Origin of the sequence: Streptomyces sp. NPDC051569 (assembly GCF_044454085.1) — a bacterium.
Classification (GTDB): Bacteria; Actinomycetota; Actinomycetes; order Streptomycetales; family Streptomycetaceae; genus Streptomyces.
In genome coordinates this window covers 151,979-174,254 of the sequence record NZ_JBITDJ010000012.1, presented here as the reverse complement: position 1 = coordinate 174,254, position 22,276 = coordinate 151,979, and the positions used below count along the sequence as shown (strand labels likewise).

At 69.9% G+C, this 22,276-nt stretch carries 20 protein-coding genes; 13 read left to right on the top strand and 7 right to left on the bottom strand.

From position 1 onward, the window contains the following. The first annotated feature begins 242 nt into the window (after positions 1-242). From ACIBAE_RS19040 to ACIBAE_RS19020, 5 genes are all read left to right on the top strand, one after another. Positions 243-908, top strand: coding sequence for a GntR family transcriptional regulator (locus ACIBAE_RS19040; RefSeq protein ID WP_399286516.1), 666 nt, complete (start codon positions 243-245; stop codon positions 906-908). Positions 909-1,321: 413 nt separating this feature from the next. Further along, positions 1,322-1,801: a DUF6882 domain-containing protein gene (locus ACIBAE_RS19035; RefSeq protein ID WP_399286513.1), complete on the top strand. Its 480-nt coding sequence runs from the start codon at positions 1,322-1,324 to the stop codon at positions 1,799-1,801. A gap of 258 nt (positions 1,802-2,059) precedes the next feature. Next, positions 2,060-2,965, top strand: a complete 906-nt coding sequence (locus tag ACIBAE_RS19030; protein ID WP_399286510.1) for a YhjD/YihY/BrkB family envelope integrity protein — start codon at positions 2,060-2,062, stop codon at positions 2,963-2,965. Between the two features lie 118 nt (positions 2,966-3,083). Continuing rightward, positions 3,084-4,001 (top strand): DMT family transporter, encoded by a 918-nt coding sequence (locus ACIBAE_RS19025; protein WP_399286507.1) that lies wholly within the window; start codon positions 3,084-3,086, stop codon positions 3,999-4,001. Between the two features lie 98 nt (positions 4,002-4,099). Beyond that, positions 4,100-4,975 carry an alpha/beta fold hydrolase gene (locus tag ACIBAE_RS19020; RefSeq protein ID WP_399286504.1) on the top strand — a complete coding sequence of 292 codons (876 nt, stop codon included), beginning with the start codon at positions 4,100-4,102 and terminating at the stop codon, positions 4,973-4,975. A gap of 102 nt (positions 4,976-5,077) precedes the next feature. Here the strand turns inward: ACIBAE_RS19020 and ACIBAE_RS19015 are convergent, their stop codons facing one another. From ACIBAE_RS19015 to ACIBAE_RS19005, 3 genes are all read right to left on the bottom strand, one after another. After that, a complete protein-coding gene (locus tag ACIBAE_RS19015) occupies positions 5,078-5,533 on the bottom strand; it encodes a tellurite resistance TerB family protein (protein ID WP_399286501.1) in 456 nt (151 codons plus the stop codon). A gap of 101 nt (positions 5,534-5,634) precedes the next feature. Beyond that, positions 5,635-6,216, bottom strand: coding sequence for a TerD family protein (locus ACIBAE_RS19010; RefSeq protein ID WP_399286499.1), 582 nt, complete (start codon positions 6,214-6,216; stop codon positions 5,635-5,637). A gap of 58 nt (positions 6,217-6,274) precedes the next feature. Continuing rightward, positions 6,275-6,850, bottom strand: a complete 576-nt coding sequence (locus ACIBAE_RS19005; RefSeq protein WP_399286497.1) for a TerD family protein — start codon at positions 6,848-6,850, stop codon at positions 6,275-6,277. Positions 6,851-7,143: 293 nt separating this feature from the next. On the opposite strand from ACIBAE_RS19005, the gene ACIBAE_RS19000 reads away from it, so the two are divergent. The 3 genes from ACIBAE_RS19000 (at position 7,144) to ACIBAE_RS18990 (ending at position 11,121) form a co-directional block, all read left to right on the top strand. Next, positions 7,144-8,517, top strand: a complete 1,374-nt coding sequence (locus ACIBAE_RS19000; protein WP_399286493.1) for an LCP family protein — start codon at positions 7,144-7,146, stop codon at positions 8,515-8,517. A gap of 259 nt (positions 8,518-8,776) precedes the next feature. Beyond that, a complete protein-coding gene (locus ACIBAE_RS18995) occupies positions 8,777-10,111 on the top strand; it encodes a hemolysin family protein (RefSeq protein WP_399286490.1) in 1,335 nt (444 codons plus the stop codon). Next, complete coding sequence (locus ACIBAE_RS18990) at positions 10,108-11,121, top strand: hemolysin family protein (RefSeq protein WP_399286487.1); 1,014 nt, start codon at positions 10,108-10,110, stop codon at positions 11,119-11,121. The genes ACIBAE_RS18995 and ACIBAE_RS18990 overlap by 4 nt, the downstream gene beginning before the upstream one ends. 84 nt (positions 11,122-11,205) lie before the next feature. Here ACIBAE_RS18990 and ACIBAE_RS18985 read toward each other — a convergent pair whose 3' ends face one another. After that, on the bottom strand, positions 11,206-12,015 hold the full coding sequence (locus ACIBAE_RS18985) for an SAM-dependent methyltransferase (RefSeq protein WP_399286485.1): 810 nt from the start codon (positions 12,013-12,015) through the stop codon (positions 11,206-11,208). A gap of 362 nt (positions 12,016-12,377) precedes the next feature. Between ACIBAE_RS18985 and ACIBAE_RS18980 the strand changes: the two genes are divergently transcribed. The 4 genes from ACIBAE_RS18980 to ACIBAE_RS18965 all read left to right on the top strand — a co-directional run bounded on the left by ACIBAE_RS18980 (position 12,378) and on the right by ACIBAE_RS18965 (position 16,234). Next, on the top strand, positions 12,378-12,977 hold the full coding sequence (locus ACIBAE_RS18980; protein ID WP_399286483.1) for an RNA polymerase sigma factor: 600 nt from the start codon (positions 12,378-12,380) through the stop codon (positions 12,975-12,977). Positions 12,978-12,980: 3 nt separating this feature from the next. Further along, the gene (locus ACIBAE_RS18975) at positions 12,981-13,766 is read left to right on the top strand and encodes a hypothetical protein (protein ID WP_399286480.1); all 786 of its coding nucleotides are present in this window, start codon (positions 12,981-12,983) and stop codon (positions 13,764-13,766) included. A 201-nt stretch (positions 13,767-13,967) separates the two neighbouring features. Beyond that, the gene (locus tag ACIBAE_RS18970) at positions 13,968-15,044 is read left to right on the top strand and encodes a hypothetical protein (protein ID WP_399286477.1); all 1,077 of its coding nucleotides are present in this window, start codon (positions 13,968-13,970) and stop codon (positions 15,042-15,044) included. 8 nt (positions 15,045-15,052) lie between these two features. Continuing rightward, complete coding sequence (locus ACIBAE_RS18965; protein WP_399286474.1) at positions 15,053-16,234, top strand: MFS transporter; 1,182 nt, start codon at positions 15,053-15,055, stop codon at positions 16,232-16,234. Positions 16,235-16,495: 261 nt separating this feature from the next. On the opposite strand, the gene ACIBAE_RS18960 is transcribed toward ACIBAE_RS18965, so the two are convergent. Further along, complete coding sequence (locus ACIBAE_RS18960; protein ID WP_399286471.1) at positions 16,496-18,121, bottom strand: M4 family metallopeptidase; 1,626 nt, start codon at positions 18,119-18,121, stop codon at positions 16,496-16,498. Positions 18,122-18,600: 479 nt separating this feature from the next. Here ACIBAE_RS18960 and ACIBAE_RS18955 point away from each other — a divergent pair, with 479 nt between their 5' ends. Then, a complete protein-coding gene (locus ACIBAE_RS18955) occupies positions 18,601-21,321 on the top strand; it encodes a glycosyl hydrolase family 95 catalytic domain-containing protein (protein WP_399286468.1) in 2,721 nt (906 codons plus the stop codon). On the opposite strand, the gene ACIBAE_RS18950 is transcribed toward ACIBAE_RS18955, so the two are convergent. Together ACIBAE_RS18950 and ACIBAE_RS18945 are read right to left on the bottom strand one after the other, a co-directional pair. After that, positions 21,311-21,610: a CDGSH iron-sulfur domain-containing protein gene (locus tag ACIBAE_RS18950; protein ID WP_399286465.1), complete on the bottom strand. Its 300-nt coding sequence runs from the start codon at positions 21,608-21,610 to the stop codon at positions 21,311-21,313. The two genes, ACIBAE_RS18955 and ACIBAE_RS18950, sit on opposite strands and share 11 nt — an antisense overlap. After that, a complete protein-coding gene (locus tag ACIBAE_RS18945) occupies positions 21,591-22,244 on the bottom strand; it encodes a HemK2/MTQ2 family protein methyltransferase (RefSeq protein ID WP_399286553.1) in 654 nt (217 codons plus the stop codon). The genes ACIBAE_RS18950 and ACIBAE_RS18945 overlap by 20 nt, the downstream gene beginning before the upstream one ends. Between the last annotated feature and the right edge of the window lie 32 nt (positions 22,245-22,276).

Below are 22,276 nucleotides of genomic sequence, written 5' to 3'. Positions count from 1 at the left end.
CGTGCGACATTATCGTCAAACACCCAGCTCATGGGGGGTGTTGACAATGCGGCCCGACTCCAGGTGACACTGACCTGATACGGCAGGACGACTCCGGACGCCGCGAAGCCCAGCCTTGCCGAAGGGTGGGAAAAAATACAATCCATGGGCGCTAGCATCGCGGGATGGCTGGGAGCGACGGTGGGAAGACTGTCACCCGGAGGCCGCCGACGGGCGTTGGACCGAGACTCAGGAGCAGCACGATGGCAGGCACGCCTCGACGGCAGGCACTCGCGGACACCGCCTACGACACGATTCGTCAGCGGCTCGTGGATCACGACATCGAGCCGGGTTCGAAGATGAACATCAACACGCTCGCGCAGGAGTTGGCGATCTCGCCCACGCCGCTCCGGGAGGCGCTCGCCCGTCTGGAGGCGGAAGGGCTCGTGGTCAAGCGGTCGTTGGCCGGCTATACGGCGGCCACGCTGCTGAGCAGCCGTAGCCTCGGAGAGCTCTTCGAGGTACGTCTCCTGCTGGAACCGACCGCCGCCGCGCACGCCGCGACCCAGGCGAGCAAGGCGGATCTGCTGCAACTCGCGGGCCAGCTGGCCGAGATGCGCACGGCTGCCCAGGACTTCCGCAGCCGCTCGACACTGCTGCTGTATCTGCACCATGACTCCGTCTTCCACGACCGGATCGCGTGCCTGAGCGGGAACGCGTTCCTGCGGTCGACGCTGGAGCGGCTGCACGCGCATACGCACCAGTACCGGCTGTCGTTCCGCGAGGGATGGGCGGAGGAGACCTGCCGCGAGCACGAGCGGATCCTGGAAGCGCTGAGCGAGAACGACGAGGAGACGGCGTCCGCCCGGATGCGGACGCATCTGCGCAGGGCGCACACGCGGTTGACAGACGCGGCGACGCAGCGGTGAGCGGGGATGGAGACCGGTAGGCCCGCATGTCGTGGAACGCGCCCCTGCCTCTTCCAGCCTGTGCCGCGCGGCCAGGATGGACACCAGCCCGGAGGCGGGCGCGAACGGGTCCGTCGCGTCATCGGTGCTGCCAGGCCAGACGTTCTCCTCGTCCGCCCGTCCGTGGACGACCACGCCCGCTGTCCGGCCCCCGTCGAGCCGGACGCGGTACACACCCTGCGTACCGCCCCTGGCGGGCCGGTGGACCGGGGGTGTCACCGAGACGCGGGAACCCCGGGCTGACGAGCACCTCCCGGAAGCTCCCTGAGAGACCGCGCCGCATGGGATCGTTCAAGCGAAACAGCGGGCCAGACCGTGTGACGGCAGAACCCGATCGAACGGAACTGAGCACCCTGGTCCTGCAGGGCGAAGACATGATCGAGCAGCTGACACAAGCGCACAAGTCCTGGGGACTCGGTTCGGCGGACCGGTGGGGACTCGACCAGCGCACCGGACTCATCACGTGGACCTTCCCCGACAAGATCGCCACCGCGCCGGCGCAGATCGTCGGCAGTCACCACCCTTCAGCGGCTTCCTGGCTCCGGGCATGGGCCGACGAGAGCATCCTCCCCGACATGAGCCGAGAGGCCCGGGCCGTCCGCGACTGGGCGGAGGAGCATGGCCATCTCGCGCTCACCCGGCCGAAGGTCGACGCCGACGAGGAGCAGGCCGCCGCCTTCGCCGCCCTCGCCCTCGCCCTCGCCCTCGCCCTCGCCCTCGCCCTCAGGATCACCGAGGCCACAGGTTTCTACCGGGGCACCGGTGGTACATCGATCCCGATCATCACCTTCGGGGACGTCACTCCGACCGCCGAGGACGGCACGACATCGACCTTCACGATGGATATCGGCTGACAGCCGGCCCGAGAGCCGTGCCCCAACGGCATCCACCTGGGCACGCGGCCATCGCTGCCGCCGCTCGGTCTCAAGGCGCCGCGCGCAGGAGTTGGAGTGGGCCGAACCCCCGGCCGTCACGTGTCGCCACGCACACCGGTCGGTGCCGGGCCGCGCATTCGGCCGTGTGCGGGGCGTCGTGGCCCGAACGCGTCCGCCGGGCACCCATCCGGGGGCCGCCGGACGGGGCGCGGGGCCCGCCGGGGTAGTAGAGGACACATGACCCGAAAGCGTTTCGGTACGTCGGATTCCGCGCACCGGTTCCGGAGGCTGTACGCCAGGATCGTCGCGTCGTTCTGCGCGCTCGTCTACAGCCGCGGCCGCGAGATGGAACTGATGCATCGGGCCATGAGCTTCGCGGCGCTCGGCTTCCTCACCCTGGTCCCCCTGCTGATCCTCGTCGCCGCCGCCGACCCGGCGAGCGGCCAGGGGTTCGCCCGCTGGCTGGGGCAGGGCCTGGGGGTGTCGGCATCGTCGCAGGGTGAGATCCAGCGGCTGTTCGGCAGACCGGGCCAGGCGTTGCAGCGGACGACGGCGTTCGGTCTCGCCGCGCTCGCCGTGTTCGGTCTGACGTTCGGATCTGCGGTGCAGACGGGTTACGAGAGGGTCTGGGACCTGCCGACGGCACGCTGGCACACCGTCTGGCGGCACGTTCTCTGGCTCGCGGTACTCGTCGCCTATCTCGTGGTCTTCGTCAATACACCCGTCACCTCGGAATCCGCCTTCGAGATCGCGCTCGGCGGCACGGGCGATGTGATCGGCACGTTCCTCTTCTTCTGGTGGTCCCAGCGCGTCCTGCTCGCCGGGCGCGTCCTCTGGCGTGCCCTGCTCCCCGGCGCGATCGCGACCTCCCTGGGCCTGCTCGGCCTCAGGGGCTTCTCGCGGGTCGTCTTCTCCCCCCTGATCGCCTCGAACGCCGTCACCTACGGGCCGTTCGGAACCGTACTGGTCATCCAGTCCTGGCTGGTCGGCGTCGGCTTCGTGGTCTACGGCGGCGCGCTGGTGGGCCGCCTCTTCCACGAGCGCCGTGCCCAGGCACCGGAGAGGCGCGAGACGGACACGGCCGAGGACACGGCGGACACGGAAGGCCCGGAAGGCACGAACGGCGGGGCCTCGGGGGACTGACCGGCCACGCTGAGCGTGGTCCTCCGTTCGGGGAGTTCCCCCGCCCGGGTACGGTGATCGTTCGCCGCGCGAGCCGTCCTCGTCCGCGCCATCCCGCTCCCTGGAGACCCGGTCCGCCATGTCGTCGCTCACCGCCCCCGCGCCCGTCCTCCTGCCGCGCCGGGCCTGGCTCACGGATCTGCCCGTGCTGCTGATCGCGGTGGTCTGGGGTTCCAGCTATCTCGCGGCCAAGTCGGTGGTCACCAGCCACACCGTGATCGCCGTACTCGTCCTGCGCTTCGCGGTGGCCCTTCCCTTCCTGGCCGTGGCCGGCCGGCGGAAGCTGCGCACACTGGACGCCGCCCAATGGCGCGGCGCCGGGCTGCTCGGACTCATCCTGAGCGGGATCTTCCTGCTGGAGACCTACGGTGTGGTGCACACATCGGCGACCAACGCCGGTCTCATCATCAGTCTCACCATGATCTTCACACCGCTCGCGGAGGCGGCGGTCACCAGGACCGCGCCTTCCGGGGCCTTCGTCGCCGCCGCCGGGCTGTCCGTCGCCGGGGTGGTGCTGCTGACGCAGAGCGGCGGGTTCACCACTCCCTCGGCGGGCGATCTGCTGATGCTGCTGGCCGCGCTCGGCCGTACCGTCCACGTTCTGGCGATGTCCCGGGTCAAGGCGGTACGCAGCGCGGATTCGCTGTCCCTGACGACCGTCCAACTCGGTGGCGCGGTGGCCGTGTTCGCGATCCTGGCCGCGCTGCCCGGCACCGGCCCCGCGCCCTGGTCCGTGGCCGCCGGCTTCGACGCCCGCGCGTGGACCGCGCTGCTCTTCCTCGCCGTCTTCTGCACGCTCATCGCCTTTTTCGTGCAGATGTGGGCGATACGGCGCACCTCACCCTCCCGGGTCAGTCTGCTGCTCGGTACGGAGCCGTTGTGGGCGGCCGCGGCCGCCGTCGTGATCGGCGGCGAACAGCTGAGCACGGCCGGGCTGCTCGGCGCGGCACTCGTCCTGGCGGGCACGAGCTGGGGCCGCCGGGCCGCAGACAGGTAGCGCGACCGGTAGCCCGGCCCGGGATCGTGGCGGAGCGCGCCCACCCCCGTGCTGCTTGACTGGCATGACCACTTTCGGCGGCACAGGGAGGTCGGGGCATGACTGCTGTACACCATCGCACCCTCGGTGTGGGCGGCCGTACGGTCTTCTACCGTGAGGCCGGGGACATCGGGGCCCCGGCCGTGCTGCTGCTCCACGGGGCGCCGGCGAGTTCCTTCATGTTCCGTGACCTCATCCCGCTGCTGGCCGACCGCTATCACGTCGTCGCGCCCGATCTGATCGGATTCGGCTTCTCCGAGGCCCCGCCGGTCGACGAGTTCGACTACACCTTCGACTCCCTGACCGATGTCGTGGAGGACTTCCTTCACTCGGTCGGAGTCGAGCGGTTCGCCCTGTACGTCCAGGACTACGGCGCGCCCGTCGGATGGCGGCTGGCGCTGCGCGACCCGTCGCGGATCACGGCCATCGTCTCGCAGAACGGCAACGCCTACACCGAGGGTTTCGTCGACTCGTTCTGGAATCCGCTCTGGGAGTACGCCGACGACCCGACCGAGGAGAAGGCGGCTCCGCTGCGGGAAGCGCTGACACTGGAGAAGATCCGCCGGCAGTACACCCACGGGGTGCCGGATCCGAGCGTGGTCAGCCCCGACACCTGGGTACACGATCATGCCTGCGTCAGTCGCCCGGGCAACAGCGAGGTGCAGCTCAAGCTCTTCCGGGAGTATCCGACGAATGTCGCGCAGTATCCGGAGGTACAGGAGTACTTCCGCAGGACCGGGGTCCCGCTGCTCGCCGTCTGGGGCCGGGGCGACGAGATCTTCGGGCCCGACGGCGCACGCGCCTTCCGGCGCGACCTTCCTGACGCCGAGGTGCATCTCCTCGACGGCGGCCATTTCCTGCTGGAGAGCGAGCTCACCGCCGTCGCGGCGCTGATGAACGCCTTCCTCGACCGCACCCTCGGATCCCGCGCCTGAGGCGGCGGACGCTGCCGGTGCGGTGAGCGGGGTCCGTGCGGCCGGGACACCGCGGGGCGTGCCGCGCGGAAGGCGGCACGCCCCGGACCGGGACACCAGGTGTCAGAGGTCGAACTCGCTCGGCGTGATACCGACGGCGAAGCAGGCCTCGCGGACGACCGCGCGCTCGGTCTTGTCGAAGTCGCCGTCGGCGCCGCCGATGACGATGCCGATCTGGATGACGGCGCGGGCCTCGGTGGGCTTCTTCGCGACCTTGCCGATGGTCTGCAGGATGCTGACCTTGCCGAAGTCGAAGTCGGCCGTCAGCTTCTGGCAGTAGTCGTTGAACCGCGCCTGCAGGTCGTCGGCGGGGAAGTTCTGGAGCACCTCGTTGCTCATGATCAGCGAGGCGACGCGCTGCCGCTCGGAAGCGTCGATGGAGCCGTCGGCCGCGGCGACCAGCGCGCACATGGCCATGCTCGCGTCACGGAAGGCGCCGCTCTTGAGGTCGTTCTTCTTGGCGTTGAGCTGCGTCTGCATCGACGAAGCGGAATCCTTGAGGCGGTCCCACAGGGCCACGGTGCATCTCCTGAGCTGGTTGCTGAACTGACTGCTGAACTGGTCGCGCGTTCCGGTGTGTCCACCGGCGGTCGGTACGGGTGGTCAGGAAGCCGGAACGGTCACAGGTGCGGAATGACGGCCGGCATGAGGTCCTGGAAGGTCCGGCCGTCGGCGGGGCTGCCGATGGCGGCCATCTCCCAGCCGTTGCCGGAGCGGTGCACCTTGGCCATGATCTGGGCGGTGTGCCGGCCGCCGCCGGTGAGCGTGTAGCGCGCCAGTTCCTGTCCCGTGGTCTCGTCGAGAAGGCGGCAGAACGCGTTCTCGACCTCCTCGAAGGTCTGGCCGGTGAAGGAGTTCACCGTGAAGACGATCTGATCCACATGGACGGGGACGCGCTGGAGGTCCACGATGATCGACTCGTCGTCGCCGCCCTGGCCCGCGCCGCCGACACGGTTGTCACCGGTGTGCCGTACGGAGCCGTCGTCGCTGGTCAGATGCTGGAAGAAGACCACGTCGACGGGCTTCTTGTCGGCGAAGAGCAGTGCCGAGGCGTCCAGATCGATCTCGCGGGCGGTCAGCCGGGCGAGGAATCCCTTGCGGGGCGCGGACTTCCAGCCCAGTCCCATCCGGATGACGGTGAGTTCACCCCCACCGGACTTGGTCAGGCTGATCTGCTGGCCCTTGGCAAGGTTGACGGTCATCGTTGGCTCCTGGAGGTGGTGCGAGTGCCGCGTGCGGGCGACGGAACGGGTGCGGACGTCAGACGTTGACGCCGTAGTCGGAGGCGATACCGGCGAGGCCGGAGGCGTACCCCTGACCGATGGCGCGGAACTTCCACTCGGCACCGTTGCGGTACAGCTCTCCGAAGACCATCGCGGTCTCGGTCGAGGCGTCCTCACTCAGGTCGTAGCGTGCCAGTTCGGCCCCGCCCGCCTGGTTGACCACGCGGATGTAGGCGTTGCGGACCTGACCGAAGCTCTGCCGCCGGGACTCGGCGTCGTGGATCGATACCGGGAAGACGATCCTGGTGATGTCGGCGGGCACCGCGGCCAGGTCGACCTTGACCGTCTCGTCGTCGCCGTCGCCCGCCCCCGTGAGGTTGTCGCCGGTGTGCTCGACGGCGCCGTCCGGGCTGGTGAGGTTGTTGTAGAAGACGAAGTGCTGATCCGAGACGACCTTGCCGGAACTGTCGCACAGCAGGGCGCTGGCATCCAGATCATGGTCGGCTCCGGTGGTGGTCCGCACATCCCAGCCGAGGCCGACCAGAACGGCGGTCAGACCGGGAGCCTCCTTGGTCAGCGAGACGTTGCCGCCCTTGGCGAGGCTCACACCCATGCTACTTCCCTTCATTCGTCCCAGAACCAGGCACACCTGACACTCCGATGCCCTGCGACCGCGCGGGGCACCGCCTTAAAACTACAACACTGTAGAAATTGGTCGCGGGGCCGGGACGCCGACGCCCCGGAACACGTGAGTCCGGTCCGATCCGGACGAGAGGCCCTACGGACCGCCCCGTCCTGTCCGGCGGCGTACGACGGGGCAGCCCTTAGAGTCCATGGGTCGCACGGAGCGATGACCGGCCCGGCCGAGGGGTGTGCGGGGCGGGGGACGGGGCACGGAGGATCAGCGTGGACAGGGAAACGAGGCGGCGGCGCGGCCGTATCAGGCTGACCCGGCGGGGCCGCATAGTCGTGTGGTCCGGCGGCGTGCTGGCCACCGTGCTCATCGCCGCCTCCGGGACGGCGGCGTGGGTCTACCAGGATCTCGACGGCAATATCCACGCGGCGGACGTCGACGACAAGCTCGGCGTCGGACGCCCGGTCAACGCGAGCCCCGGCTCCAGGAACATCCTCGTCGTGGGCTCCGACTCGCGGTCCGGCGACAACGCCGCGTACGGCCGGGACCTGAGCACCATGCAGTCCGACACGCTCATGGTGCTCCATGTGGCCGCCAGCCGGGAATGGGCCACGGTGGTCTCGCTGCCCCGCGACTCCTGGGTGAGCGTCCCGGCCTGCGAGCGCGGCGACGGCACCGTGTCGGACCCGCACCACTTCAAGATCAATGAAGCGTTCGCCATCGGTGGCACGAGCGGCGGGGTCGCGGGCGCCGCCGCCTGCACCGTCAAGACGGTGGAGCAGAACACCGGACTGCGCATCGACCACTTCATGTCGGTCGACTTCCAGGGCTTCAAGGGCATGGTCAACGCGCTGGACGGCATCGAGGTCTGTCCCGGGACGCCGATCCATGACCGCAAGGCCCACCTCGACCTGGACGCCGGCTGCCAGACGATCAAGGACGAGAAGGCCCTGGGGTACGTACGGGCGCGCTACAGCGTCGGGGACGGATCCGACCTGGGACGTATCGGCCGGCAGCAGGAGTTCCTGGAGGCCGTGGCGGCCAGGGCCCAGCAGAAGCTGACCAGCCCGAAGGCCCTGTACGGATTCCTCGACTCGGCCACCGCCTCGCTGACGACCGACAAGGCGCTGGCGGGCATCAAGCCCCTGTACAGCCTCGCCTCCGAGGTCAAGGACATCCCCCGGGACCGTCTCACGTTCCTGACCGTGCCGAACTACGCGCGCCAGGCCGACGTGCCGGGCGACCGGGCGAACATCGTGTGGCAGTACCCGCAGGCCGCCTCCCTGTTCACCTCCCTGGCCAGGGACAAGGAGGTCGACAAGGCGAAGCTGGAGGCCGCCGCCCGCCATCCGGTCCATGCGCGTACGGTGCGGGTACGGGTCCTCAACGGCACCGGCACCCCGGGGCGGGCCGCCCAGGTCGCCGACACGCTGCGTACGGCGGGATTCACCGTCACGTCGATCGGCGACGCACCCGGGGCGGCGGCCGGGACCACGGTCAGCCATCCTCCCGGGCTCGCGGCACCGGCCCAGGTGCTGGCCTCCCGGCTGCCCGGCGTCACGGCGCGGCAGGAGACGCCGGACGCGGAATCTCCGACCGGGGTCGTGACGTTGACCGTGGGAACGGAATTCGGCGGCTTCCGATGACACCGGCGGTTCGTGACGGATCCCTGACGGGTTTCCGGCGATTCCTGGCGGTTCCTGGCTGCGCTCGTCGAGTCACGTGATGGTCGGCACCGGCCATCACGTTGCATTCTTTTGCGATCCCTTTACTATTGATCACACGGGGCCCACCCCGTCCCCATCCTCTTGATCCGAGAAGGAGCTACGGTCCCGCAATGGGTGAGCCTCCCAGTACGAGCCGTGCCATTCCCGTCCCGCCGAACCACGCGGCGGAGGTGGCACGGTGACCGACATACTCCTGCTGCTCCTCGCCCTGGCGCTCACCCTCGCCTGTGCGGTGTTCGTCGCGGCCGAATTCTCCCTGACCACCGTCGAGCGGAGCGAGCTCGAACGTGCCGCCGCCGCCGGTGAGCGCGGCGCCCCCGGAGCGCTGGAGGCGGCCAAGCGGCTGACCTTCCAGCTCTCCGGCGCCCAGCTGGGCATCACCGTGACCTCGCTGGTGATCGGCATGCTCGCCGAGCCGGCCCTGTCCACGCTGCTGCACGGCCCGCTGCGGGCCGCCGGCCTGCCCGGCGGCGCGGTGCCCACCGCCGCCACCGTGCTCGGTGTCGCCGTGTCCACCGTGGTGCTGATGGTCATCGGCGAGCTCGTCCCGAAGAACTGGGCCATCTCCCGCCCCCTCGCGGTCGCCAAGGTCGTGGCGGGCCCCCAGCGCGGCTTCACCGCCGCCTTCACCCCGCTGATCCGCCACCTCAACAACACCGCGAACCGTCTCGTACGGCGCTTCGGCCTGGAACCAGCCGAGGAACTGGCCTCGGCCCGCACCCCCGACGAACTGGTCGCCCTGGTGAGGCACTCGGCGCGGGAAGGTGCCATCGAGGCGGACTCCGCCGAACTGTTCGTACGGACCCTGCATCTGGCCGAGCTGACCGCGGAGAACGTGATGACCCCCCGCGTGGACGTCCGGGCCCTGGAGGCCCACGCCACCGCCACGGACGCCGCCCGGCTGACCCTGGCCACCGGCCTGTCCCGCTTCCCCGTCTACCGCGACAGTCTCGACGAGGTGATCGGCACGGTCCACATCCGTGACGTCCTCGCCCTGGACGAGACCCGGCGCGACCACACCCCCGTCACCGAACTGGCCACCAGCCCGCTGCTGGTACCGGACTCACTCCCGGTGGACCGGCTGCTGCGCCGTCTGCGGCAGGCGAGGACCATGGCCGTGGTCATCGACGAGTACGGCGGCACCGCCGGGGTCGCCACCGTCGAGGACATCGTCGAGGAGGTCGTCGGAGAGGTACGCGACGAACACGACCCGGACGAGGTCCCCGATCTGGCCCCGGGTGAGCCCGCCACGGACGGCCGGCCCGTATGGGACGCGGACGGCAGTGTCCGTCTCGACCAGCTCGAACAGATCGGCTTCAGCGCCCCGGAGGGTCCGTACGAGACCCTCGCCGGGCTCGTCGCGACCCGGCTGGAGCGGCTGCCCGTACCGGCCGACCGACTGGAGGTCGACGGCTGGGAATTCGCCGTCCTGCGTATCGAACACCACCGTGCCGACCGGGTACGGATCACCGCGCCCGCGCGGGCCCACCACTTCGCGGAGGACGTCCGATGACCGCCGTACAGCTCGTCATCGGCGCGCTCACTCTGCTCACCAACGCGTTCTTCGTCGGAGCCGAGTTCGCTCTCATCTCGGTGCGGCGCAGTCAGATCGAGCCGCAGGCGATGAAGGGCGGCCGCCGGGCGAAGTCCACCCTCTGGGGACTTCAGCACCTGTCGGCGGCCATGGCCACGGCGCAGCTCGGCATCACCATCTCCTCGCTGGTGCTGGGGGCGGTGGCCGAGCCGGCCATCGCGCATCTGCTGGAGCCGCCGTTCGAGGCGGTCGGTGTGCCGGACGCGCTGATCCACCCGATCGCGTTCGTCATCGCCCTGACCCTGGCGACGTATCTGCACATGCTGATCGGCGAGATGGTGCCGAAGAACATCGCGCTGGCCGCACCCGTGCCGACCGCCCTGGCGCTGGCGCCCACCCTGGTCACGCTGACCCGGGCGCTGCGTCCGGTGATCTTCGGGATCAACGCGCTCGCCAACGCGATCCTGCGGCTGCTGGGGGTCGAGCCCAAGGACGAGGTCGCCTCGGTCTTCACCGACGACGAACTCGCCCGGCTGGTCAAGGACTCCAGCGAGGCGGGCCTGCTGGACCCCGCCGACGGCGAACGGCTGCACGACGCCCTGGAGCTGGGCACCCGCCCGGTGGGTGAGGTGCTGGTGCCACTCAACCGTACGGTCACCGTGGGTCACGAGACCACCCCGCAGCAGCTGGAGCGCGTCGCCGCGCTCTCCGGTTTCTCCCGGCTCCCGGTCACCGGACCGGACGACACGATCCTCGGCTACCTGCACATCAAGGACGCCCTCGGCGCCGCCGATCGCACCCGGCCCTTCCCGCGCGGCACGCTGCACACGATGGTCCGGGTCGAGATCGACACCCCGCTCGACGACACGATGACGGCGATGCGCGCGGCCGGTACGCATCTCGCCGCCGTCACCGGCGACAAGGGGACCGTGATCGGCTTCGTCACCATGGAGGATGTCCTGGATGAACTGGTCGGCCCCGCCGCGTGACGGCGCTTGACGGCGCTTGACGCGCGGAAGCCCCGGTCCTTCCGGGGCCCTGACCGGGGCCCCGGAAGGACTCGACCGGACGGGTCAGGGTTTGCGGGCCACGCCGACGTAGCAGGCCGCCTCCTTGTCGGTGACGTTCTCCCCCTGGTCCCCGGGATCCGGGCGCCACGCGTGCGAGGGGGTGATGCCCGGCTCGAACAGCTCCCAGCCGGTGAAGAAGCGGGCGATCTCCTCGCGCGTACGGGCCTGCCCCGGGGTGCCGGCGGCGCGGTAGGCGCCGGTGAGGCGGGCGATGCCCTCGGGGTCGAACTCGGTCGTGACATGCGCGATCGCGAGGGTGGAGCCGGAGGGCAGCGCGTCCTTGAGGTGCTCGACGATCTCGTGCGCGTCGTGTTCGTCGGTCACGAAGTGCAGCAGCGCGTTGAGACTGAGCGCGATGGGCCGGGTGAAGTCGAGCGTCGCGCGTATCTCCTCGGCGGCCAACAGGGCCTCGGGCAAGGTGACATCGGCGTGAACGTACGCGGTGCGCCCGGCCGGATCGCTGTGGAGCAGGGCCCGGGCATGGGTCAGGACGATCGGGTCGTTGTCGGTGTAGACGACGTGCGCGTCCGGGACTTCGCCCTGGGCGACCTCATGGAGATTCGGGGAGGTCGGTATGCCCGTACCGATGTCGAGGAACTGCCGCATCCCCGACCGGGCGAGAAAGCGCACGGACCGGTGCATGAAACGGCGGTTGATCCGCGCCGTCGCCAGGATGGACGGGAAAGCGGCCATGGCACGCCCCGCCGCTTCCCGGTCGGCGGGGAAGTTGGTCGTCCCGCCCAGGTAGTAGTCGTACATGCGTGCCGAATGCGCCCGGTCCAACTCCAGGTCCACCGTGCCGATGTCCCCCACCTCGCGACCCCCGCCCTCGTTACCGGATGACAGTGGGTGACTGCCCACCGCCAGATGCGGACAACCGTACGAGACGCGTCAATCCCCGTGACAGGCAGGCCTGATGAGAGAGTCGGGAGCGCCGTTCCGGAACAGCCCCACACCAAGGTTGAGTAATCATATGATGACTATCGGCGAAAACACTTCCGGAGTGCCCTACCCAGAAGGGCCACTCATCCGGTTGGCTGACCGGTGAGAGGGAAAACCTCTCGCATCGACGTCCTCCGCCAGGGAGTGGCGCGGTGTCCAGGGAACGGGGCAGGTGTGCGACTCCGTGCGGCAACTCCGGTGACGCGGCGGCCCGCCGGCGGGAGCGGCGGCTGATGACCCGTACCACCGACGGCGCCCAGGGTGTGGACGAGCGGGGCTTACGGCCGTACCCCGGCCGGCCCGAGCGACGGCTGGCACTGACCTTCGACGCCTTCGACGCGCACCACCACTCCCTGTGGCTGCGTTACGCGCACACCCAGGTCGGCGGCCGGGCCCCGGCCGAATCGGTGGTGAACGCCGCCTGCGCCCGCCTGTTGGACCACTGGCCCCATGTCCTGGTGCAGGAATCGGTGCCCCAGTACGCCTGGGCGGTCCTCAAGGAAGAGGTGGCCCGGTGGCTGAGCGAACACGATCTTCGGTCGGCGCTGGTCGACACCGCGGCGTTCGAAGCGGCCGCCCGCAAGCTCCTCTTACCCGAGCCGCGTGATCAATTCACCATCCTTCAGGGTGAACTGGTCCTGTACGCGGCCATCTCCAGGTTGCCGGAGCGGCAGTATGACGTCGTCGTACTGCGCTATGTCCTGGGCGTCCCGGACGAAGTCGTCGCCGACTACATGGGGCTCGATGTCGCCACCGTCCATTCCCAGGCGCGCCACGCCAGACGCCGACTGGCGAAAGACCTCGGCGTACGAGCAACCGAGACGGAAGAGTAGATCGTGGGCCGCACCGACGAACCCCTCCCCAGCCCCTCCAGTCCCTCCAGCCCCTCCATCCCCTCCAGCCCCTCCAGCCCCTCCATCGACGGTCTGCTGAACGACGCGGAGGTTCTCACCCACACCTACGACGATGCCGACAGGTACGACCCGTACGACACCGAGACCGCCCGTGCCCGCGTCGCCGCCCGGCGGGCGCCGGACCGGTCGGCCTGCCCCGGGGGCAGCGGCGGAGGGCCGCGCCGTTACCCGTCCGCCCACGAACAGGCCGCCCACGACCTCAGCCTCGCCGTCGCCCTCGTCCTGAACGCCCCGGAAGCGGCAGCCGGGTTGACGCGGCTGGTCGACCAGGACCGTATCGATCCGGAGGGCGCCGTCGTCTTCGCCGCCCTGCTGCATCTGACCGGCCACAAGGACGCGGCGCAGTTCTGGTGGCAGTTCGCCGCCGGCGGCGGCAACCGGACGGCCGCCTTCTGTCTCTTCCTCGCACACCAGGAGCGGGCCGAGTTCAAGGACGCCGCCTACTGGCGCACCCAGTCCCGCCGGCTGCCCAGGCCCGGCCGCGGCCAGACACCGCCGACGCTCTCCGCCCTGCTGCCCGAGACGGTGAGGCACGATCTGCTGAGCCAGTGCCACCACGGCCGTCACCCCACGCTGCCGGCCCAGCTGGAAGCGGTCATCAACCGGCTCCGCGTCGACTCCGCGGACGAGGACTTCGGCGAAGTCCCGCAGCCGGCCGTGACGCTGACCGAGGACCTCACCCCGGGGAACGGCGCCCGCTCCGGCTGACGGCGCCCGGGTCCGGCTGACGGCGCCCGGTCCGGTGACGGCGCCCGGTCCGGGTGACCGGCGGAGAACCCCTGATGGTGGTCTCGGATGGCGCACTGTTCACGCGTGGGCCTTTGATGTAACCAAGCGTGCGCCTTCGCGGCGTACAGCGACCCCCAGGGTGTATGCCCACCCGTGGAGTCCGGCAAAGGGAGCCGCGCCATGCCTCTTGACCCCCGCACCTCCGCTGAGGACCACGACGAAGACCCCGCCCGCCCCGGCCCGGCCACGGCTGCCGGCCCGGGGACCGCCGCCGCGGGCGCCGGCGACGAGCCGATACGGACCCTGCTCTGGACGGCCGCGACCATCCGGCCGCTGGAGGAGGTGGCCGCGCTGGTGAGTCTGCTGAAACGGACGGGAGAAGTGCCCAGCCCCGGGGACGAAGCCCTGCGGGCCGCCGCCGTCTCACGGCCGCTGGCGGAAGTCACCCGGTTGGTCGCCCTGCTGGGTGAGCCGCCGCACGAGGTCGGTGAGGCCGACACGACACTGCGCGCGGCCGCCGTCGGCCGGCCGATCGAGGACGTGGCGGAACTGGTGACCATCCTCGGCGCCGAGGAGACCGGCGAGCGGGCGCTCACCGGGGCCGACCGTCCTGTCGCCGCGCGGGTGGTGGCGCCGGGCTCCCCGGCGATCTCCCCGGTCGCCGCCGCGACCGATGGGGGATCCACCACCGGTCGCGCCCGGGAACACACCATGGACGGGCCCGTCACCGCACCATCCGTCGCCGCCGAACCCGTCGCCGCCGAACCTGTCAGCGGCGAACCGGCTACCGCCAGGTCCTTCGTCGCCAAGTCCGTCGGCGTCGCGGCAGTCGTCACGAGACCGCTGACCGGTGCGCACCCTCCCGCGCTGCGGTCCGTGCTGCGCTGGCCGGCCGCGGTACTCCTGTTCGGCTGCGGCATGATCCATCTGCCGACCGATTTCGCCGGCCTGCGGTCCGTCGGTACCGCGGACGTGCTGGCGCTCGCCATCACCGCCCTCTGCCTGGTACTCGGCGTCTGGCTGGCGGTGCGGGACACGACCCTGATCTGGGCGGCGAGCGCGGCGACAGCCGTCGGGATCGTCGCCGCGCACGCGCTGTCCGGCTCCGGCGGCGTGAACCTGCTGGAGAGCAGCCTGGGCGACTCCTTCATCTGGGCGCGGGTGGTCGCGGTGGTGTGCGCGGCGGTCGCCGCCGTCCTCTCCGGTTCGGCGCTGATACGCCGCGAGAAGCCGGCCGGCGCCGTCAACGGCAGTTGAGTCAGGGCATGGCGACACGCCCGCGGCTCGGATATCCGGTGGCCGCCGGGGTGTTCGCCGTCGGCATGGCCGGTACGACCCTGCCCACGCCGCTGTACGGGCTGTACCGGCAGCAGCTCGGCTTCTCCGAACTGATGGTGACGATCGTCTTCGCCGTCTACGCCCTCGGGGTGATCGCCGTCCTGCTCCTGGCGGGCAACTTCTCCGACGAGGTCGGCCGGCGTCCCGTCCTGCTGGTTGCGCTGGGGCTGTCGGCGGCCAGCGCCCTCTGCTTCCTGTTCGAGGGCGGGCTGGCGCTGCTGTTCGTCGGCCGGCTGCTGTCCGGTTTCGCCGCCGGACTGTTCAGCGGCGCCGCCACGGTCACCGTGATGGAGCTGGCTCCCCGTGGCCGCGAGGCACGCGCGGGCCTCGCCGCCACGGCCGCGAACATGGGCGGCCTGGGCTGCGGTCCACTGCTGTCCGGGCTGCTCGCCGAGTACGCGCCGTGGCCGCTGCGGCTGCCGTTCATCGTGCATCTCGCGCTGGTGGCCGTGGCGTCCGTGCTGACCTGGTTCCTGCCGGAGACCGTCAAGAACCGGACGCGGTGGCCCCGGTTCCAGCCGCAGGGGCTGGCGGTGCCGCCCGAGGTCCAGGGGGTTTTCGCGCCGGCGGCGCTCGCCGCGTTCGCCGGCTTCGCACTCCTGGGTCTGTTCACCGCGGTGGCACCGGCCTTCGCGGCCCAGACCCTCCACGTGCGCAATCTCGCCGTGACGGGCGCGGTCGTGTTCTCCGTCTTCCTGGGTTCCACCGTCGGGCAGGCGCTGATGGCGCGGCTGGGGGTACGCCGGGCGCTACCGGCCGGCTGCCTGATCCTGGTGGTGGGACTGATCCTGGTGGGCGCGTCCCTGGCGGCCGAGTCGCTGGCGCTGCTCGTGGCGGGCGCGGTCGTCGGCGGTCTCGGACAGGGCCTGGGTTTCCGGGCCGCCATGGCAGCCCTCAGCGCCGCGGCACCGCCCGATCAGCGAGGGAGCACGATCTCCGCCTTCTTCGTCGCCGCGTACGCGGGCATCTCGGTGCCGGTCGTCGGCGTGGGCGCGCTGACCCTCTGGCTGGGCCTGCGCGGGGCGGGACTGACCTTCACGGTCTGCGTGGTGGTGCTCGCCGCGGGCGTAGGCCTGTACGTACTGCGCCGGCCTCCGGCCGACAGCTGACCGCGCCCGGGGGTCTCGCACGGCGTCAGCCGCTGCGATCAGCAGTGCGCGATCAGCAGAAGCGGCATGTCGTGTTGCCGTGCCGCTGCTGGGCCTGGCCGACCCGGGGATCGCTCCGGCCCCGCCCCGCGCCGGAGCGCAGGCGGGGCCGGAGCGTTCCGGCGGACGCCCGGACGCGGGCCCGCGCGGAGGAACGCGACGGGTACGCCCCCGGGGTCGTCACCCCGTCGCACCGGGCTACGGGGGGCCGGGCTACGGGGGTCAGTTGACGTTGATGGCGCTCCAGGCCGCGCCGACCGCCGCGTACTCGGCGCTGGTCGTGCCGTACAGGTCGCCGGCCGCGCTCAGTGTCGCGGTGCGCGCCCTCGCGTAGTTGGTGCTGGACGTCATGTACGTGGTGAGCGCCTTGTACCAGATCTGCTCGGCCTTGTCCCGGCCGATGCCGGTGACCGTGGAGCCGTCGTAGGTGGGGCTGCCGTAGTCCACGCCGTTGACGGTCTTCGCGCCGCTGCCCTCGGACAGCAGGTAGAAGAAGTGGTTGGCGGGGCCCGAGGAGTAGTGGACGTCGAGGTTGCCCAGGGTGGACGACCAGTAGTCCTTCGAGCCGCCGTCCTTGCTCGGCTCGTCCTGGTAGCGCAGGGGTGTGCCGTCCCCGTTGATGTCGATCTTCTCGCCGATGAGGTAGTCGCCCGGGTCGCTCGCGGTGTCGGAGTAGAACTCGACGGAGGTGGCGAAGATGTCGGAGGTCGCCTCGTTGAGCCCGCCGGACTCGCCGCTGTAGGTCAGGTTGGCGGTGGCGGAGGTGACGCCGTGGCTCATCTCGTGCGCGGCCACGTCGAGCGAGGTGAGCGGGCTCGCGTTGCCCGATCCGTCGCCGTACGTCATGCAGAAGCAGCTGTCGTCCCAGAACGCGTTGACGTAGCTGTTGCCGTAGTGGACACGCGAGTAGGACGCGGCGCCGTCGTTCTTGATGCCGTTGCGGCCGAACACGTTCCGGTAGAAGTCCCAGGTCTCTGCGGCGCCGTAGTGCGCGTCGACGGCGGCGCTCTGCCTGCCGCCTCCCCAGACGTCGTCGGCGTCGGTGAAGAGCGTGCCGGTGCCCGAGCTGCCCTGGTTCAGGTCGTATGTCGTGTGGCCACCGCGGCCGGCGTCGGTGAGGCTGTAGGCGCTGCCGCTCTGCGTGGTGCCGAGGGTGACGGTGCCGTTGTAGTCGCCGGTGCCGGTGCCGGTCTCGATGGCTTCGTACGAGAACAGCTGCTTGCCGGTGGCGGCGTCGGCGATGACGTGGAGTTCGCTCGGGGTGCCGTCGGCCTGGACGCCTTTGACGACGCTCTCCCAGGCCAGGACGGGTGCGCCGGAGGCCGCCCAGATCACCTTGCGGGGCGCGGTGCCCGTGTCGGTCCGGGCGGTCTTCCTCGCCGAGGCGGCCCCCAGCGCGCTCGCCATGGCGGAGGCCGCGGTGACCGGGGCGTCGGTGGTGGGCACCGATATGCGGGCCGTGGTCGCTTCGGTGACACCGCGCTTGCCGGCGGGGCCCCGGTGGACGACCAGGTCACCGCCGAGCACGGGCAGGTCCGCGTAGGTCCGCTCGTAGCGGGTGTGGACCGTGCCGTTCGCGTCCTTGATGACGTCCCGGACGACCAGCTTCTCCTGTGCGCCGAGTCCGAGGGCCCTGGCCTCGCTCGTGGTGTCCGCCTGGGCGGTCCGGATGGCGTCGGCGCGCTGGGCGGGCGTGAAGGTGACGGCGGTGGCGCCGCGCGCGTCGGCCGGGACGGGCCGCGCGCCGGCCGGTCCCGCCTGGACGCCGATGACGACCATGGCGGCGGAGGCGATCAGTGCCGCGACACGGACGGAGCTCCTGTGGGGGGCGGAAGCTATCAGTCTCACTCAGTCTCCAAGAGTGCCGGGCCGCCGTCGGGCGGCCCTGTGTGGGGGGCGGCGGCCTGAGGTGGGGTGGCCGCCGGTCGAACGCGGCTCACCCGGGTACCGGCACCTGGATGCCACATGCTGTCTACGCGCGGTGAGCCGTCCAGAGAGTGACATCGATCGGTCGGGTTCCGACAGGTCAGTAACAAGAATTTGACCTTGTGTTGTCGTTGACGTACCGCATTCAGACACCAAACGGCCTTGCTGGCATGTGACTTCGGCACATGCGACAACAACTTCGTTGAAAAACAAGGTAGTTGGGGAACATTTCGGCGTTGAGATCCGATCAATGCAGCGCATCATCCCCGCAGCTTCCGGCAGCGCGACGACTTGACGGCCCCATACCTCCGATGTTCACTGCATGTTGCGAACATGTCACAACGCCCGCTTCATGGATCACCGATGGATCACCGCCTCAGCCGTCCGTGGGAGTGACACACATGAGACCAACCCGCTTAGCCGTCCTCGTCCTTGCCGTCGTCAGCCTGATGAGTGGCCTCGCCGGCTCTCCGGCCTCCGCGTCCACCACCGACGCCGCGTTCAACACCGCGACCGGTGCGCTCGACGTCGACTACGCGAAGTACCTGTCCAAGCACGACATCGTCTACAACCGGCCGAACACCGATCCCAAGTACGGCCTGACCGTCGGCAACGGCCGCACAGGCGCCATGGCCTGGCAGGACAAGGGCCTGTCCATGCAGGTCTCCGGGGTCGACACCTCGCAGCAGACAGCCTTCGGCGCCGGGATGCTGAACCTGGCCACCACTCCGGCGATGGACAGCGGGTACTCCACGTACCAGCAGCGCCTCTCGCTGTACGACGGGACGCTCACCACCACGTACGACAACAACCGGACCGTCACCGTCATGGGGTCGCCGAACTCCGAGGTGATGGGCATTCATGTCGACGACACACGCGGCGGGGTGTCGAGCATCGCGCTGGAGCTGAGCCTGTGGGACGTCAGCTCGCTGGGAAACAGCGGCGACGTGCCCAACCTCGACACGTGGAAGACCGTGTCCACCTACGCCGACGCGAGCGGCGCCGGACTCAGCCGTGGCCAGGCCGACCCGCAGAACTTCGGCTACACGCTCGCGGCGAGCGTGGAGGGAGCCCCGTTCACCGCGCAGGTCGTGGACGGGCGCAAGGTGCGCCTCACGATCACCCCGTCCACCAGCTACACGATCTGGTTCACCGCGAGCACCCGGATCAACGCGGCCGGCCACAACTCCGTGACCCAGGCGAAGAACGCGCTGAACTCGGTCAAGAGCACGGGATACACGAACACCCTGAACAGCTTCCGCGGCTGGTGGCACGCGTTCTGGGAGAAGTCGTTCGTGCAGTACTCCAACGGGTCCGGTGAAGCGGACTACATGGAGAACGTCTACTACCTCAGCACGTACATGATCGCCGCCGGAGGTTACGGAAACTACCCCTTCCACTTCATCAACGGGGACTTCCGCTCGACCGGGGACGCGACGAAGTGGAGCAACGCGTACTGGTACTGGAATCAACGGGATGTCTACAACTCGTTCCTGGCGTCCAATCACACCGATCTGCTCGCCGGATTCAACCGGCTGTACAGCCGGAACTCCGACGCCCTGAAGGCGTACACCAGGACGAGATACAACGTGGACGGCATCTGGGTCCCGGAGACGATGGGCTGGGACGGCAACGCGCGCGGCACGGTCAACAGCGACTACACCCAGGACATCTGGTCGACCGGCGCGGAAGCCGCGTACAACATGTACCTCCAGTACACGTACACGAACGACACCGAATACCTGCGTACCACCGCGTATCCGTTCATGCGTGAGATCGCCAAGTTCTACCAGGCGAAGCTCTCCCTCGACAGCGGCACGGGAAAGTACTACGTCGCCTCGTCCAACTCGCACGAGACGTACTGGGACGTGCCCAACGCCATCACCGATCTGGCCGCCGTACGGAACCTGTTCCCGCTCGCCATCAAGGTGGGATCACAGCTGGGGCTCGACGCCGATCTCCGTCCGCAGTGGCAGCGCGTTCTGGACAACCTGATCGCGTACCCGTCGGACGCGAACACCTATCTGCCGCACACTCCCCCGATCTCCCAGACACGCAACAACGAGAATGTCGCGGCCGAACTCATCTGGCCCTACGACATCACGGGCATCGGGTATCCCGACCAGCAGAAGGCGGTCAACACCTGGAACAGCCGGCCCTTCCCGTACGGCAACGTCTGGTCGAACGACGCGGTTCAGGCGGCCCGGCTCGGGCTCGGGGACCAGGCGTTCCAGGGCATGAAGACCATGCTGCGCAAGTACCAGACCTATCCCAACGGCATGACGGACAACACCAACGGTGTCTTCGAGTACCTGGGCGTACATCTGTCGGCGATGAACGAGTCGCTGCTCCAGTCGTACAACGACAAGATCCGCGTCTTCCCCGCCGTCCCCACGGATTCCACCTTCACCGGGAAATTCAGCCTGCTCGCCAAGGGCGGATTCACGGTCAGTTCGGAGCGTGAGGCGGGCGAGATCAAATACGTCGGGCTGAAGAGCCTGTACGGCAACAGCACCCGGATCGTGAATCCGTGGGGCACGCAGCAGGTCCGCGTCCGCAGGGTCTCCGACAACGCCACCGTCCTGACCACCAGCGACCCCGAATTCCCGCTCAGCACCTCCGCCAACACCGTGTACGTGGTCGAACGCACCGCCAAGCCGCTCACCTCCTACGGCTCGACCCGCCTCACCGGTTCGGCGAACCAGGACGCGAAGTCCCTGCGGGACACCAATTCCACCCTCGGCCTCGGCCGGACGGCGAACCCGATGGTCAACGACTCCGCGGTGACGTACGACAGCAACTGGTACAGCACGACCGCGCGCGGCTACGGCGACTACAACGACGACACGCACCACAGCACCACGGTGGGAGCCACAGCCCAGTACACCTTCACCGGCACCGGGATCGACTACCTCTCCGAACGCAACGGTGACATGGGAACGGTCGATGTCTATCTGGACAACGCCCTGCAGGCCACCGTGGATCTGAGAGCCTCCGGCGCACGCCAGGTGCAGCAGACCGTCTGGCAGAAGTCCGGACTCGCCCGGGGCTCGCACACGATCAAGATCGTGAACCGCTCCACGTCGGTCGGCATCGTCGACGCCTTGCGGATCACTCCGTAGCCGCGTCCTCGCCACCCGTGCGGCCGGGGGTGCGGTGGTCGTCGCCGGACTCCCGGCCGTCGTCGCCGGACTCCCGGCCGTCGTCGCCGTGGGTCCGCCGTCGGCGCCGGTGGCTGGTGTCGCACCAGGGATAGCGGCGGCTGCGCCGGCACGTGCACAGCGCGACACAGAAACGGTCGGAGGTCACGGTCGTGCCGTCCTCCAGCACGACCGTGACCGGGCCTTCCACGAGGGTGGGGCCGTCGCGCTGGACGGTGACGCGCCGGGGCTCACCGGAGGCGCCGGGCACGGATGACCACCAGCTCTTCCTTCTCCTGCTCCGGATCCAGCAGGCCCTGGGCGTGCAGCCAGTGGCGCCGGGCGCGCATGACCGGACCGAAGGCCACGTACCGGCGCTCGGCCACCTCGGCCTCCAGGCCGGCCGCCCGCAACTGCCGCAGGGTGGGTTCCTCCGCGCACAGCGCGGAGTGCACGATCAGCAGCACGCCACCGGGGCGGAGCAGCGCCGGTGCTTCCTGGCAGACCCGGTCCAGGAGGAGCCTGCCGTTGTGTCCGGCGTCCCAGGCCCGGGCGGACGCGTGCCGGGGCGGGGCGGCGCCGGGGGCGGGCACGTAGGGCGGGTTGGTCAGGATGAGGTCGTACGTCCGGCCTGCCACGGGGGCCAGGAAATTGCCGCGCAGGACGCGGACCGGCAGGCGGGCGAGCCGGGCGTTGAGGCGGGTGGTCAGGACGGAGCGCCAGGAGATGTCCACGGCGGTCACCTCGGCGCCCAGCCGTGCCGCGGCCAGGGCGAGCGCTCCGGTGCCGGTGCCGACGTCGAGGACCCGCGCGCGTGGCGGAAGCGTCTCGTCGCGCAGAACTTCGGCCAGCAGCGCTGTGTCGTCCTGGGGTGCGTAGACACCCGGGAGGGATATGAACGTCACTTTGGCCACCTACCCGAATGTACCGGGATGAT